We start from the raw sequence: 14,779 nt of genomic DNA on the forward strand, positions 1-14,779 counted from the left end.
ATAACATGATTTTAATGAAGAAAATTTTGCGAACATTTCTGTTCGTAGCTATGCTTGGCGGCATAGTATCTATAGCAACCTCATGTAGTGATGATGAATCGGAACATGTCGATTACGGCACTGTTACGGGGATTGTATTAGATGAGATGGATGCTCCTATTAGTGGTGTTACTGTTACCATATCGGGTGTAGACGAAACAGTGACAACAGGAAGTGATGGCAAATATACTGCCCAGAACGTATCTATTGATTCCCATTCGGTAAAATTCTCAAAGAAGGGATTTCAAACAATTAGTGTAACTATTACTGCCGGTAAATTCGATGCCAACAAAGTAGCATCTACAAGTGTGAAAATGGTAAATGCGGATTCTAAAATAGTAGGTACGCTTACCGATGCTAAAAATGGTGGAGCACCTCTTGCCGGAGTTGTTGTTAGCATAAGTGCTGATGTTTCTGCAACATCGGGGAGTGATGGTAAATTTGTTATCGAAGATTTGGTAAAAGGAACTTATACAGTAACATTTACCAAAACGGACTATGTAACAATAACCAAAACAGTAAACGAAAGTGATTTCGTTGATGGAGTGGCAACAGTAGACCTCAGAATGGGCGGTGTTGAATTACTGCGTGGTTTAACCGCTGAAGATTTGGCAACTGCCGATAAGTGGTATTACAATGAATATCGTGGTGGACGTAATGGCGATGCATATCCTCACTGGGATTGGTCTGGCGATTACATGTGTGCCCTTGACTTAAGAGGAGCTTGGGATGAGCAGAATGAGGGAACAACATTACAAATCCGAAATTCTGGTGATGAACGAAACAATCCGGCTAATCTTGATGTTTTTGACTCTTTTGTATACGGTAGTAAAAAAATAACAGAGGATAATAAAATTCTTTCTCTTAGAGTACGTACCCATGATGCTGATGAGGCTTCTCCAGCCTATTTTGGAGTACAGGTTATCGATCTTTCCGCAGCAGAGCCTACTAATGTGAAAATAGGAGATACAAAGACTCATGGCTCTGGTAATTATGCTGACTATGATTTCGATTTGAGTGCATATGTCGGTAAAGAAGTGATTGTGGCTGTTGGTATCTATAGACAAAAAACAGGTGATTATTGGAAACAATTAGTTCTTCGTGCTATCCGTTTTGCTGATAAAAAAGTAGAAAACTGGGATTGGTTACCGGGAACAGATGTTGTAGATGGATGGAAGCTTACTCAAGAAATGGTACGCTCTACGATGGTACATCCAAAGAAATCATTTAGTGGAATAAGTAAAGTAAGTGGTGGTAGAGATAACTATAAAGCTGCTTATCGTTCATGGCGCGAAAATTCTCATATAGCGTTTGAATGGGCTTTTGTTCCTCTTCATAAAGACCCTGAAGTATTCCCTTCCGAAGGTTACTTGATTAAGACCAGAGGTTCAGGTACTGCTGTTAATACCAAAGAGCCCGAAGCATACTTCTATTCTAAGTTTGCGATAGGAGCAGGTAATAATCAGCTGACATTGAAGACTCGTACCTTTGGAGGTAACTATACATTCTTCAAGCTGACTGCAATCAAAGAAGACGGAACAGTTGTGCATGTCGCTCCAAAATCTAATACCGCTCAAGAGGCTTCCGCTGCCGCAGATGGCTGTTGGAAATTCAAACACGGTGCGGGTGGAGCCGGTGAGCCTGAAGCTTATGCTTCATTTGTATACGATCTGTCACAGTTCAACGGCAACAATGTAGTATTGGTGTTCGGTGTATACAAAGGCGAAAGCAACGGTGACGAAAGCAAGCTGGTATTCTATAGTATCAATCTAAATTAATAAAAATGTTGTGGTCTTAGTGAATCCTCTGCATAAGGCAGTACTATAAAAAGTATTGTCTATGCAGAGAGTACACTGAGATACAAGAAAAATAGAAAAAAATGAAAAAAATAGTAACAACTATTCTTTGTTCTTTGTTGGTAATAACCGTTGCATGCAGCGATAATCCCGAAATAGACAATGGAGGAGGCAAAAAACCGGGAACTATTACTTCCGATAATCTTGCCGAGCAGAACATCCTTCGTGCTATGCAAATGGTAGATAGTGCAATGCTTTATCATTTCAAAGGCGAAGGAATGGCAATGTCGAGATTTTATAATCCTTATACAAAATCCAATGCGAATAGAGACGGCTCTGACGAAAAGGGAAGTGTATGGATGTACACCAGCTCTATCGAGGCTGTGAACGCAATATTACATGGGTTGAAAGCTCACAAGGAGAAAGGCAAAGCCGAACTTTATGATAAGAATTTCAACCGCTATAGCGAATTGTTGAACAAGCTGTATACCAATGCCGCGTATTATAAAGGAACATTTAGTCTTACTTCATATACGCAGACTAAAGACTGGTCTGTATACGGCGTAGATAGAGGCAATGCCAAAGGAACGGCACTGGTAGAGGGTATACACAACGTATATGACGACCAGCAATGGCTGATACGTGAATTACTGGAAGCATATAAGCTTACCGGAAATAATACTTATCTCACAGAAGCCGAGTATCTGACAGAATACGTGCTCGATGGTTGGGACTGTGTTCTCGACAGCAATGGTAAAGAATATGGCGGTATCCCTTGGGGTCCCGGCTATGTAACAAAGCACTCGTGTAGCAACGGTCCTGTGGTTAGTCCGTTAGTCTGGCTGTCAGAGCTATATAAAGGTAAGAATGATGAGATTACCTATAAGTATATTGCTACAGATAATAGCCGTAAATCAGCAACAGTGAAAAAGAGCGAATACTATCTGAAATTTGCTAAAGCAGTTTATGACTGGCAAAAAACAAACCTCTTGCGTGAAGATGGTGTATACCATGATATGATGGGTGGTTGTGATCCTAACTGTGATGTGGCATACGAAACCGTAAATGGGGTAAAATATCGCAAGCACACCAATCTGCGCGATCGTACAGGGACTCCTTATTCGTACAATTGCGGTTCGATGATTTCAGGCGCAGCCGATCTGTATCGTGCAACAGGGGAAAATGTATATCTGGAAGATGGAAAAAAACTATCGGATGCAAGTTTCAAATATTTTGCAAAACTTGGTCTTAATGTTCCCGGATACTATACCTACGACCTGATTGGTTTCAACAACTGGTTTAATGGCGTACTGATGCGTGGATATGTAGATGCATACTCATCTTACAAAAATGCATCGCAATATATCGATACCTTCCAGAAGAATTTGGATTACGGATACGATAACTTCTTTTATAGAGGATTACTTCCTGCAAATCTGCTGGTTGGTTGGAGTCGCGAAAATGTAAATAACAGACTGGAAGGGATGTTTACATTCGCTTTTGCTGCCGAATACGCAACCTTAGCACGATACGAATTGGAGAAAAATTAACTAACTTAAATTTATATTGTTATGATAAAAACACATCATGCCAGAAGGATGCAATTTTTGTGTTCCTGCATTTTAATGATGCTCTTTCTTGTCTTTGCGCCTTCGCTATGGGCTCAAAACAAGACCATATCGGGTATAGTTACAGATGAAAATAATGAACCTGTAACCGGAGCGAGTGTAGCAATTAAGAATACGACTGTTGGTACAATCACAGATATAGATGGTAAATATACTATCGATGCCCCTGCAAATGCTACTTTGGTCTTTAAGTTCTTAGGATATGGAACGAAAGAAGAGAAGGTGAACGGACGTAGCCTCATCAATGTGGCAATGACCGTTGACGAAACCACACTCGAAGATGTTGTGGTTGTCGGTTATGGCGTACAGAAGAAGGTTACTTTAACCGGAGCTGTGGCAGGCATCAAAGGGAACGAGATGTTGAAAACCAAGAACGAAAACCCTCAGAATATGCTTACCGGTAAAATTGCCGGGGTGCGTGTATGGCAAAAGAGTGCTGAGCCGGGTACATTCAATAACAACTTTGACATTCGCGGACTAGGTGCACCATTGGTAGTTATCGATGGTATTCCGAGTACTACAGAAGAATTTCAACGTTTGAATGCAAATGATATTGACGATATCTCTGTTCTGAAAGATGCTTCGGCGGCTATATATGGGGTTCGTTCGGCAAATGGAGTTGTATTGGTAACTACCAAAAAAGGATCGAAAGACGGAAAAACATCAGTTTCTTACAATGGAACATATACTTTCCAAAAGCCATCGGGTATGCCTGTTCTTGCTGACCCTTACCAGACTATGACATTGTACAACGAAAGGTCTATGAACAATATCAATGGAGGAAGTATCATCTATAAGGAGGAAGATTTTGAGGCTTTTCGCAACGGTACTCGCCGCACAACGAATTGGACAGACCTATTATTCTCTGATTATGCACCGCAAACGCAACATGACTTAAGCATCACCGGTGGTAACGACAAAACTCAGTTCTATGTAGGTATGGGTTACTTCTATCAGGAAGGGTTCTTTAAGTCGGGCGACCTTAATTATAATAAATATAATCTTCGTGCTAACGTTACTACTAAAATTCTTGACGGATTAACTTTTGATATTAATTTAAGCGGTGTTGCCGATGAGCGCAACAATCCATATACAGATGCTGTAAATATCATTCGTACTTATTGGAGACAAGGTGTTTTGAATCCGGCGTATGCTGACCCTGAAAACACAATGCTAAATTATCAAGGATTGGAAATGCAGGAGAATGCCGTAGCACAAATGACTTCTGATATATCGGGATATAGAAAATATCAACAAAAATATTTTCAATCTTCGGCATCGCTTAATTATGATTTAGGTGTTGTAGCTCCCGTATTGAAAGGATTATCGGCAAAAGCATTAGTGAGCTTCAATTACCGTATGGATAACAATAAGGCATATCGTAAAGAATACTATCAATATGCATACAATGAGGTTACCGGTTCTTATGATCAGGCATTGTTCAATGCCAGTTCGCCAAGCCGTCTTCGTCGCGAATCATATAATAAGCAACAGATATTGAGCCAGCTATTATTGAACTACAACCGTACTTTCGGTGAACACACTTTTGGTGGAGTAGTTGGTATGGAAACACAAAAGCGTACCGGTGATAATTTCTATGCACAGCGTGAGCTTGCATTTTCTACAGATTATCTTTTTGCGGGTGTTGACGAAAACCAGTTGGGCGGTATGAATATTGGCAACAATGACCTTTATGAAGAAGCTAATGCTGCAATGATCGGTAGGATAAATTATGCTTATGGCAGCCGCTATATTCTCGAAGCTCAATTCCGTTACGATGGATCTTCTAAGTTTGCAAAAGGACACCAATGGGGATTCTTCCCTTCTGTATCGGCAGGATGGCGTATCTCAGAAGAGCCTTTCTTCAAATCAGTTTCTGCCCTGTCATTTGTAAATCAGTTGAAACTTCGTGCCAGCTATGGGGTATTAGGGGATGACTTGTCCGGCGATTGGAATTATGAGTGGGCAAATGGATATAACTATCCTGCTACAAACTCTAACTCAGCTTCGGGATATTACAATCAGTATGCTCCGGGATTCATCATCGGAGATAAATATATTTCTGCTGCTTCTACCAAGCCGCTTCCTAATGTTGGTATCTCTTGGTACGAGTCTCGTACACTCGATGTTGGGGTAGACTTCGAAGGATGGAACGGGTTGTTTGGTTTTGCCGCCGATTATTTTGATCGTCGTCGCGAAGGTATGTTTGCCCGTCGCAAAGGAGATTTGCCTACCGTAGTAGGTGCTGAGGCTCCAAATGAAAACCTGGATAGTGACCGTCATTTCGGTATAGACCTTGAACTATCCCACCGTAACAAGATAAATGATTTTTCATATCGTGTAAAAGCGATTAGTACAATTACCCGTCAAAAACACATGATCGCTTCCGAAAAAGGACCATGGGGTAACTCGTACGACAGATGGCGTAACGACAACCTCACTAATCGTTATCAGGGAGTACAGTTCGGATATACTTCTTCCGGACGTTATCAGAACTGGAAAGATATCTGGTCTTATCCAATTTATAAAGATCGTGGACTTTTACCGGGCGACTATAAATATGTAGACTGGAATGGTGATGGTGAAATAAGCGATTTGGATAAACACCCTTATGCGTATGACCAAACACCGTGGTTGAATTATAGTTTCAACTTTGATTTCGAATACAAGAATTTCGACTTGAATATATTGTTGCAAGGATCAGCACTTGGTTCTATGAAATACCAAGAGCCATTGTACGCTATATGGGGTAGCAATGGTGGTGGTACACTTACTCAGTTTCTTGATCGTTGGCATCCGGTAGATCCGTTTGCAGACCCTTACGATCCTGCAACACAATGGGTATCGGGTTATTATGGCTATACAGGACATTATCCTGATGCAGACTCTGAGTTCAACCGTGTAAGCACAGCTTACTTGCGTCTGAAGAGTATCGAATTAGGGTATACATTGCCTAAGATAAAGGCATTGTCGTCTATGAGATTGCGCATGTTTGCCAATGCTTACAACCTATTTACTATAACAGGAGTGAAATTTGTTGACCCTGAGCATCCGGATGATGAATTGGGACGTTTGTATCCACTCAATAAAACGTACACCGTCGGTATGTCTCTTACGTTCTAAAAACTTGTATTAGTAACGAAATAATAAATTTGATAGATATGAAAAAAATATTAATACTGTCTTTGCTAAGCATGTTATTCTTTACAGCTTGCAACGATCTAGATATTCCGCCAAAAAATCTGATAACCGACGAAGATCTTCTTACCAATGAATCGGGTATGGATATTTACATGGCGACTATGTACAGCAACATGCCTTTCGAGGATTTTAAATATATGGGCGAATGGGGTGTAGAATTCAACTCATGGCTGGGATCTATGGGTATAGAAGGAACAGGAGAAGCCCTTAATCGTGACGGTATCTGTAAGACTTTCACAGGCGAACGCACAGCCTATTGGGGAAATGCATTCTCTTTGTTGCGCAAAGCCAATTATTTGCTCGAGACACTACCTAAATATAAGGATTCGTTTCAGGAACAGACATACAATCATTATTTAGGAGAAGGATACTTTGTACGTGCCTTTGTATTTTATGCTATGGCTCGTCGTTTTGGAGGAATCCCACTGGTAACAAAGGTGATTCAGTATCCGAATGATAAAGAGGCGCTAGAAGTACCACGTGCCAGCGAAGAGGAAACATGGGATCAGATTCTAGCAGACTTCGACCAGGCAGCTTCATTGTTGAGTCCAACCAGTCCAAAGTCCGGATATGCTAACAAATATGTAGCTCTGTCTTTCAAATCTGAGGCAATGTTATATGCAGGGAGCGTTGCTAAATACAACGAAACCGTAACAGGACGCCTTACCGGCTTTGGTCAGAAGACTGGTGTTCGTGTAATTGGTTTCGGTGAAGACACATGGCAAAGTGCATCGAAGAGATATTTCAAAGAAGCATATAAAGCCGCACGTGAAGTAATACAGACCGGAGGTTATTCTCTCTATAAGAAAAAATGGTCGGCTACAGATCGTGAAGCACAATACCAGAATATGGTGGATATGTTTAGTGACCTTTCAAGCCCAGAAAATATTTATGTGAGAAAATATATGTATCCAACTCTAACTCACGGGTATGATGCTTATAGTGCGCCATTTATATTCCGTGCACCATTATCGTCGGGAACATGTCCTACTCTTGACTTCCTTGAGTTGTTTGACGGATTTGCTCGCTACGCTGATGGAACAGTTAAGGTAACAACAGGAACATCGAATACAAACGGTGATTATATATTGTATGATAAGCCAATGGACTTCTTCAAAAATGCAGAGCCAAGGTTACGTGCTTATGTAATATTCCCGGGAGATATGTTTAAGGGCAAAGAAATTGAAATTCGTGCGGGAGTATACACAGGCTCAACACCGGTGAAGCCTTTGTTCAAAGATTATTCTTATGCTAATGCCGAAACATATTACCAACATTTGGATGTTTATACACAGAAGCCTAAGACATTATATTTGAGCCCAAAATTTGAGAATCCTGAAAAAGTGGAGTTTAATGGGCAAACGATAACAGCTTCCGGAGCAAATGGCCCGTTCTACGATCAGGGAGAATCTGCAATGGCAGGTCTTTATGGACGTAAATGGCTAAATCCTGACCCTGCATTTGTGGCAGCAGAAGGAAAATCAGAGCAACCATTTATCCTGATGCGCTATGCTGATGTATTGCTCAATGCTGCTGAGGCTGCTGTAGAATTGTCATTGGCAGGCGAACCGTCTCCTGACGGATCAGACTTGTTGAAAGTAGCAACAGATGCAGTAAACGAGATTCGCGAACGTGCAGGAGCAACCAAGCTTACTTCTAATCTTACTTCATCGGTAGAAGGACGCAATACTGTGCGCAAAGAGAGACGTAAAGAACTTGCTTTTGAGCATAAAACTAAATGGGACTTGAGACGCTGGCGTGTGCAACATTACGATGGACGTGATGGCTTCTGGGGTGAAACACGGAATAAGGATGCTTACAGCAATAACTCTCGTTATCGTTTCCGTGGATTGTATCCGTTCCTTTCTACTCAAACAGGTAAATATTTCTTCGATGCCCATTTCCAAATGGTAGGGTTGAGAACATTCGAGTATAATCCGATCGATTATTATTTTGCAATCCCTGGCGGAGAGGTTTCTAAGAGCCCTGTAATTGATCAACAACCAAATAGATAATGAACAATAATAAAACACAGAATATGAAAAAAATAGTATTTTATTCTTTAATGTGTGCACTGCTATCTTTCAGTTCCTGCGATTTGTTCAAGATGGACAATTACGAAGAGCCGGCCGAAACACTGGAAGGTGAAGTAGTAGACGTGGCTACCGGCGAGCGGGTGCTTACCGACCAAGGTAGCGAAGGTATTCGTGTACGTCTCACCGAGCTTAGCTGGGGTGATAATGTTACGCACAATCCGGATTTCTATTGTATGCCTGACGGATCATTTAGAAATACAAAGTTGTTTAAAGGAAACTATAATATACGTATCGACGGTCCTTTTATTCCTCTCATTCGTGAAGCCAGTGGCATACTTTTGGCTGACGAAACAAAAACAATTGATATAAAAGGAACAACCAAGGTGAAGTTTGAAGTACAGCCTTTCTTAAAAGTAGAATGGGTCGAAGAGCCTACTGTTACCAACGGGAAGATAAAAGCAAAGGTACGTGTAACTCGTGGCGTGTCGGAAGAAGACTTCCGAGCAAAGATAGAACCGATGGGAAGTTATAACAATAGCTTTTTGAATATGACTGATATTCAATTGTTCGTCAGCTATTCGTCAACTGTAGGATACCGTGCCCGTGACGAGAGATGGTCGAACCAGATAGAATATACAGGTTCAGCTTTTAACTCTTTGTTTGGTCAAACGATTACGATCGAATCTAAAGGCACTATACCTGCCGGACGTACAGTATTTATTCGTGCAGCAGCACGTATCAATTACGATACTCCGCTAGGTAGTGGAACCCGCAGATGGAATTACAATGAGCCAATGGAGGTGATGATTCCATAATGTAGAGAAATAAATCAGATTTAAGGTTTAAAGTAATTGACCTGCCGGTTAGGCTTTAAACCTTAGATTTTTTATTTATTATCCTAAATCAGGTTATATTTGCAGATGTATACTAATGAGGTTTGTAATATATAAAGAAAATGCCCTTTGATAAGCCTTTGCTCTCTATGCAAAAAGTTATCTTCTATGTAACTTGATACTGATCTTAAACAAATTAAATTAACTTGGCTATTACCTTATTATGAAAAAGAATGTATTAATCTTATGCCTTTTGGGGCTTGGCCTTCAGCTGGGGGCTCAAACCAAAGACAATGTTAAAACCACATTCCAGACTTCACGAGAGTGGAGACCAACAATAGATACCCGAGCCGATGCGGTGATGGTATATGGAGTAGGTGGAAACCCTTCTGATAAATCGAAAAGAATACCGTTTGAAGAACGTGTGCAATCGTGGCGTGACAGAGGTTATATTGCTCACTTCATGACAGGCATAGCTTGGGGCGAATACCAAGACTACTTTACAGGACAATGGGATGGCAAAATGCATCTGGATGAAGGTCAGGTGCAGCAAAATGGAGATACGATATGGCATGGACATATGGTTCCTTATATCGTTCCTACACAGAACTACCTGAAATATATAAAAGAAAGACATGTAAAGCGGGTGATCGATGCAGGCATCGACGCCATATTTATGGAAGAACCCGAATTCTGGGCTCGTGCAGGCTATAGTGAAGCCTTCAAACGAGAATGGAAAAGCTATTATGGTTTTGACTGGAGACCACAACACGAGTCTCCCGAAAACACATACTTAGCCAATAAACTAAAATATCAATTGTATTACAATGCACTCAAAGAAGTGTTTACATACGCTAAAGAATATGGTAAGAGTCGGGGAATAGATGTGAAGTGTTATGTGCCCACACACTCACTGGTTAATTATTCGCAATGGATGATAGTTAGCCCTGAAGCAAGTTTGGCGTCTCTTGATTGTGTAGACGGATATATAGCCCAAGTATGGACGGGTACGTCAAGAGAACCAAACTACTTTGATGGAAAAGTAAAAGAGAGAGTCTTCGAAACAGCGTTTCTCGAATATGGCTCGATGGAGTCGATGACTGCTCCCACAGGTAGAAAGATGTTCTTCCTCACCGATCCGATCGAAGACTGGCCGAGAGACTGGGCAGATTACAAAAAGAACTATCAGGCAACCTTTACGGCTCAATTGCTATACCCCAATATAGCAGATTATGAAATAATGCCTTGGCCCGAACGTATTTATGAAGGACTTTACAGAACAAGTGCGAATAGTGACAAAAAGGAAAGAATCCCAAGACACTATTCTACACAAATGCAAATAATGGTAAACTCGCTGAACAGCATGCCTTTGTCTGATAATAAGGTGACAGGCTCGGGAGGTATAAGTGTGCTGATGGCAAACTCACTGATGTTTCAACGATTTCCAACACACGCAGGATATGAAGACCCTCAATTGGCAAATTTCTACGGGCAAGCATTGCCTTTTCTTAAACGTGGAGTGCCTGTGAAAACAGCTCATATAGAAAACTTAGGTTATAAAGAAGCGCTAGCCGATACGAAGGTATTACTTATGTCTTATTCGAATATGAAACCTTTGTCTCCCGAAGCTCATACATATATAGCTCAGTGGGTGAAAGCCGGAGGTGTGTTGGTTTATAGCGGGCTCGATAACGATCCGTTTCAGACTGTACAGGAATGGTGGAATACAGGAGGCAATAAATATACTGCTCCGTCTAACCATCTGTTCGAGCATATGAATATATCTTCATCACCCAAAGAAGGTGAATATAGTTATGGAAAAGGAACTGTTTATATTATCAGAACCGATCCGAAAGACTTTGTTCTAAAAGCCGATAACGATAAGCAATTGCTCGATGTAGTGAAAAAAATGTACGAACAAAAAGCAAATGCAGGGAAGCTGATCTTTAAAAACAATTTCTATCTCCAAAGAGGAGCGTATGATTTGGTTGCTGTGCTCGACGAAAGCGTGAACAATGAGCCTTATATAATAAAAGGGAATTTCATTGACTTATTTGATCCGAAGCTACCTGTATACCAATCGAAGACCGTAAATCCGGGAGAACAAGCTTTCTTGCTAAATATAGACAGAGTGGCAAATAAGCAACGTCCGCAGGTGCTTGCCGCTGCATGCCGTGTATATGAAGAAAAGGTCGGTAAAGGCTCTTATTCGTTTATTGCAAAAAGTCCTATAAATACAACGAATGCATCTCGTATTTTATTACCCCGAAAACCTGTGAGCGTATCGGTAAACGGCAAAGAAGAATTCTTGGCTAATGCATGGGATCAGCAGACGAAGACTTATTTATTAGAATTTGAGAATAATCCTGAGGGAGTATCTGTTAATATTAAATGGTAAATTATATACAAAACAAAAAGAAAATCGCATGAAGAGCATTGTGTTATATCTTCTTCCGCTGTTTGGCTTACTTGCATGTAAAAGCAGTGGTGTGAAAGATTATGAAGTGGTTAAGAATGAATTAAGAGCACCTGCGTACCCTTTGGTTACAATAGACCCATACACCAGTGCGTGGTCTATGACAGACAATCTGTACGATGGAGCTGTAAAGCACTGGACAGGAAAAGACTTTCCGCTTATAGGAGCCATAAAGGTGGATGGCGTTGCCTATCGTTTTATGGGTACTGAAGATGTAGAGTTGGATCCTCTTGTACCAACATCGGAGCAAGGCGAATGGTATGGAAGCTATACGACTACGCAGCCGGCAGCAAACTGGAAAGATAATAATTTCAACGATTCGTCTTGGAAAAAAGATAAAGGTGCATTCGGTACAAAGATAAATGAGCCTACAGCTAAAACAGATTGGACAACCGAAAATATCTGGGTCAGAAGACACATCGTTTTAGATGAGGATGTACAAGGAAAACAAATCTATCTGGAGTTTTCGAATGATGACGATGCCGTTTTTTACATCAATGGTATTGAAGTACATAATACAGGTTCGACATGCAACAAAAATGCAATGATTAAATTGTCGGCAGATGTTGTGAATGCACTAAAGAAAGGGGATAACTTGATAGCTGCTCAGTGTAAGAACCCTGTGGGTAACGGTCTGTTAGATTTTGGTTTACTGGTACAGAAAGAGATGCATACAGCTCTCGAAAAAACTGCTGTGCAAAAGTCTGTAGATGTGCAAGCCACGCAGACGCATTACACATTTGTTTGTGGCGAGGTTGATCTGAAATTGACTTTCTCTGCTCCTCTGTTTATGGATGATTTGAACCTACTGACTCGTCCTGTAAATTACATTACCTATCAGGTTGTGGCTAATGATGGAAAGGCTCATGATGTACAAGTATACTTCGAAGCTTCTCCACGCTGGGCTCTTGACCAACCTTATCAGGAGTCTGTAAGCCAGATCTTTGAAGATAACGGCCTGTTATTCCTTAAATCGGGAAGCAAGGAACAGAATATACTCGCTAAAAAAGGCGACGATCTGCGCATCGACTGGGGGTATTTCTATTTGGTAGCCGAAAAAAATAATGTATCGGTTAATATTGGAGAGAGTAATACTTTGAGAACTAATTTCGTCAACAACGTTCAGGACGGGCAAGCAACCACAGGAGAAAATGAAAAGTCGAAAATGTCTTTGACTCATAATCTGGGCTCTGTCGAAAGCTTTTCAGGAAAAGTAATGATTGGTTATGATGATATTTATTCGATACAATACTTTGGAGATAACCTTCGTCCATATTGGAATCAGGACGGCAATCAGACTATCGCAGGACAATTTCACGCGGCAAATAAAGAATACGACAAACTGATAGAGAAATGTTATGCGTTTGACAAAGAGCTAATGGATAAAGCATCTCTGGCGGGAGGGAAGAAATATGCGGAGCTTTGTGCTTTGGCATATCGTCAAGCTATTACAGCTCACAAATTGGTTAAAGCACCGAATGGTGATTTACTATTCTTGTCGAAAGAAAACAACAGTAATGGCTCTATTGGTACAGTGGATGTAACGTATCCGTCAGCGCCGTTGTTCTTGTATTACAATCCTGAACTGGCTAAAGGTCTATTGAACCATATATTCTATTATAGCGAAAGCGGTAAATGGACAAAACCTTTCCCTGCTCATGATGTTGGTACTTATCCATTGGCTAACGGACAAACCTACGGGGGGGACATGCCGATAGAAGAAGGAGGTAATATGCTCGCTCTTACAGCTGCTATCGCTGCTATGGAAGGCAACGCCAAATATGCAGAAAAACATTGGGATGTACTGACTACATGGACAGATTACCTTGTGGAATACGGTCTCGATCCTGAGAACCAGTTGTGTACAGACGACTTTGCCGGTCACTTTGCTCACAATGTGAATTTGTCGGTTAAGGCCATTATGGGTGTTGCTTCGTATGGCAAACTTGCCGATATGCTCGGGAAAAAAGATGTTGCCGAAAAGTATACCGCTAAGGCTAAAGAGATGGCACAGGAATGGATGAAGATGGCCGATGATGGAGATCATTATCGCCTTACATTCGACAAGCCCGGAACATGGAGCCAGAAGTATAATCTCGTATGGAATAAGCTTCTAAAGATGAATATATTCCCTGACGAAGTAGCTCGGAAAGAAATCGCTTACTATTTAGGCAAACAAAACAAATACGGACTGCCTCTCGACAATCGTGAAACATATACCAAGACAGACTGGATAATATGGACTGCTACGCTTGCTGATGATAAAGCGACATTCGAGAAGTTTATAGATCCTTTGCATTTGTTTATGAACGAAACAGTAGACAGAATACCAATGTCCGATTGGGTATTTACTGATAAACCAAACTACAGAGGGTTTAAGGCCCGTTCGGTAGTCGGAGGCTATTATATCAAAATGCTGGAAGAAAAGCTAAAAGGAAGTAAATAGGTTTTAGGCAACTATTTCATGGAAGGGGGTTCACAAATTATTTGTGAGCCTTCTTTTTTTTGTTGGAGTTCATTATTATCAAGTACCCTAAAAAATTATCTATATAAGAACAGAGGTTCAATAAAAAGGTGACAGAAATAAATGAGGTGAAAAGTGTCACTTTTGTCACCTTTTTAGGGTTAAGGTGCTGTTATATAGAATAATGTTATTTTTGGGAATTGTCACCTTTTGTTCCTCACTGATCTTAGAAATATGATTATTAAATAAAAAGAAGTAAAGTATGGATACTAAATTATTTGTAATAACTTTTTTTCTATTCGGAAT

Annotated in this window: 7 protein-coding genes; all 7 read left to right on the plus strand. The window is 40.7% G+C overall.

What is annotated here, in order from left to right; all coding sequences use genetic code 11:
- The first annotated feature begins 14 nt into the window (after positions 1 to 14).
- A complete protein-coding gene (locus E4T88_RS05585) occupies positions 15 to 1,817 on the plus strand; it encodes a carboxypeptidase-like regulatory domain-containing protein (protein WP_185146732.1) in 1,803 nt (600 codons plus the stop codon).
- A gap of 101 nt (positions 1,818 to 1,918) precedes the next feature.
- A complete protein-coding gene (locus E4T88_RS05590) occupies positions 1,919 to 3,385 on the plus strand; it encodes a glycoside hydrolase family 76 protein (RefSeq protein ID WP_135104496.1) in 1,467 nt (488 codons plus the stop codon).
- A 21-nt stretch (positions 3,386 to 3,406) separates the two neighbouring features.
- On the plus strand, positions 3,407 to 6,586 hold the full coding sequence (locus E4T88_RS05595) for a SusC/RagA family TonB-linked outer membrane protein (protein ID WP_135104497.1): 3,180 nt from the start codon (positions 3,407 to 3,409) through the stop codon (positions 6,584 to 6,586).
- Positions 6,587 to 6,624: 38 nt separating this feature from the next.
- Positions 6,625 to 8,679, plus strand: a complete 2,055-nt coding sequence (locus tag E4T88_RS05600; RefSeq protein WP_135104498.1) for a RagB/SusD family nutrient uptake outer membrane protein — start codon at positions 6,625 to 6,627, stop codon at positions 8,677 to 8,679.
- A gap of 23 nt (positions 8,680 to 8,702) precedes the next feature.
- The gene (locus E4T88_RS05605; protein ID WP_135104499.1) at positions 8,703 to 9,515 is read left to right on the plus strand and encodes a DUF3823 domain-containing protein; all 813 of its coding nucleotides are present in this window, start codon (positions 8,703 to 8,705) and stop codon (positions 9,513 to 9,515) included.
- A 241-nt stretch (positions 9,516 to 9,756) separates the two neighbouring features.
- On the plus strand, positions 9,757 to 11,931 hold the full coding sequence (locus E4T88_RS05610) for a hypothetical protein (RefSeq protein WP_135104500.1): 2,175 nt from the start codon (positions 9,757 to 9,759) through the stop codon (positions 11,929 to 11,931).
- 28 nt (positions 11,932 to 11,959) lie between these two features.
- A complete protein-coding gene (locus E4T88_RS05615) occupies positions 11,960 to 14,455 on the plus strand; it encodes a glutaminase domain-containing protein (protein WP_135104501.1) in 2,496 nt (831 codons plus the stop codon).
- Positions 14,456 to 14,779 lie beyond the last annotated feature (324 nt).

The sequence above is a fragment of the Dysgonomonas mossii genome, assembly GCF_004569505.1.
GTDB lineage: Bacteria > Bacteroidota > Bacteroidia > Bacteroidales > Dysgonomonadaceae > Dysgonomonas.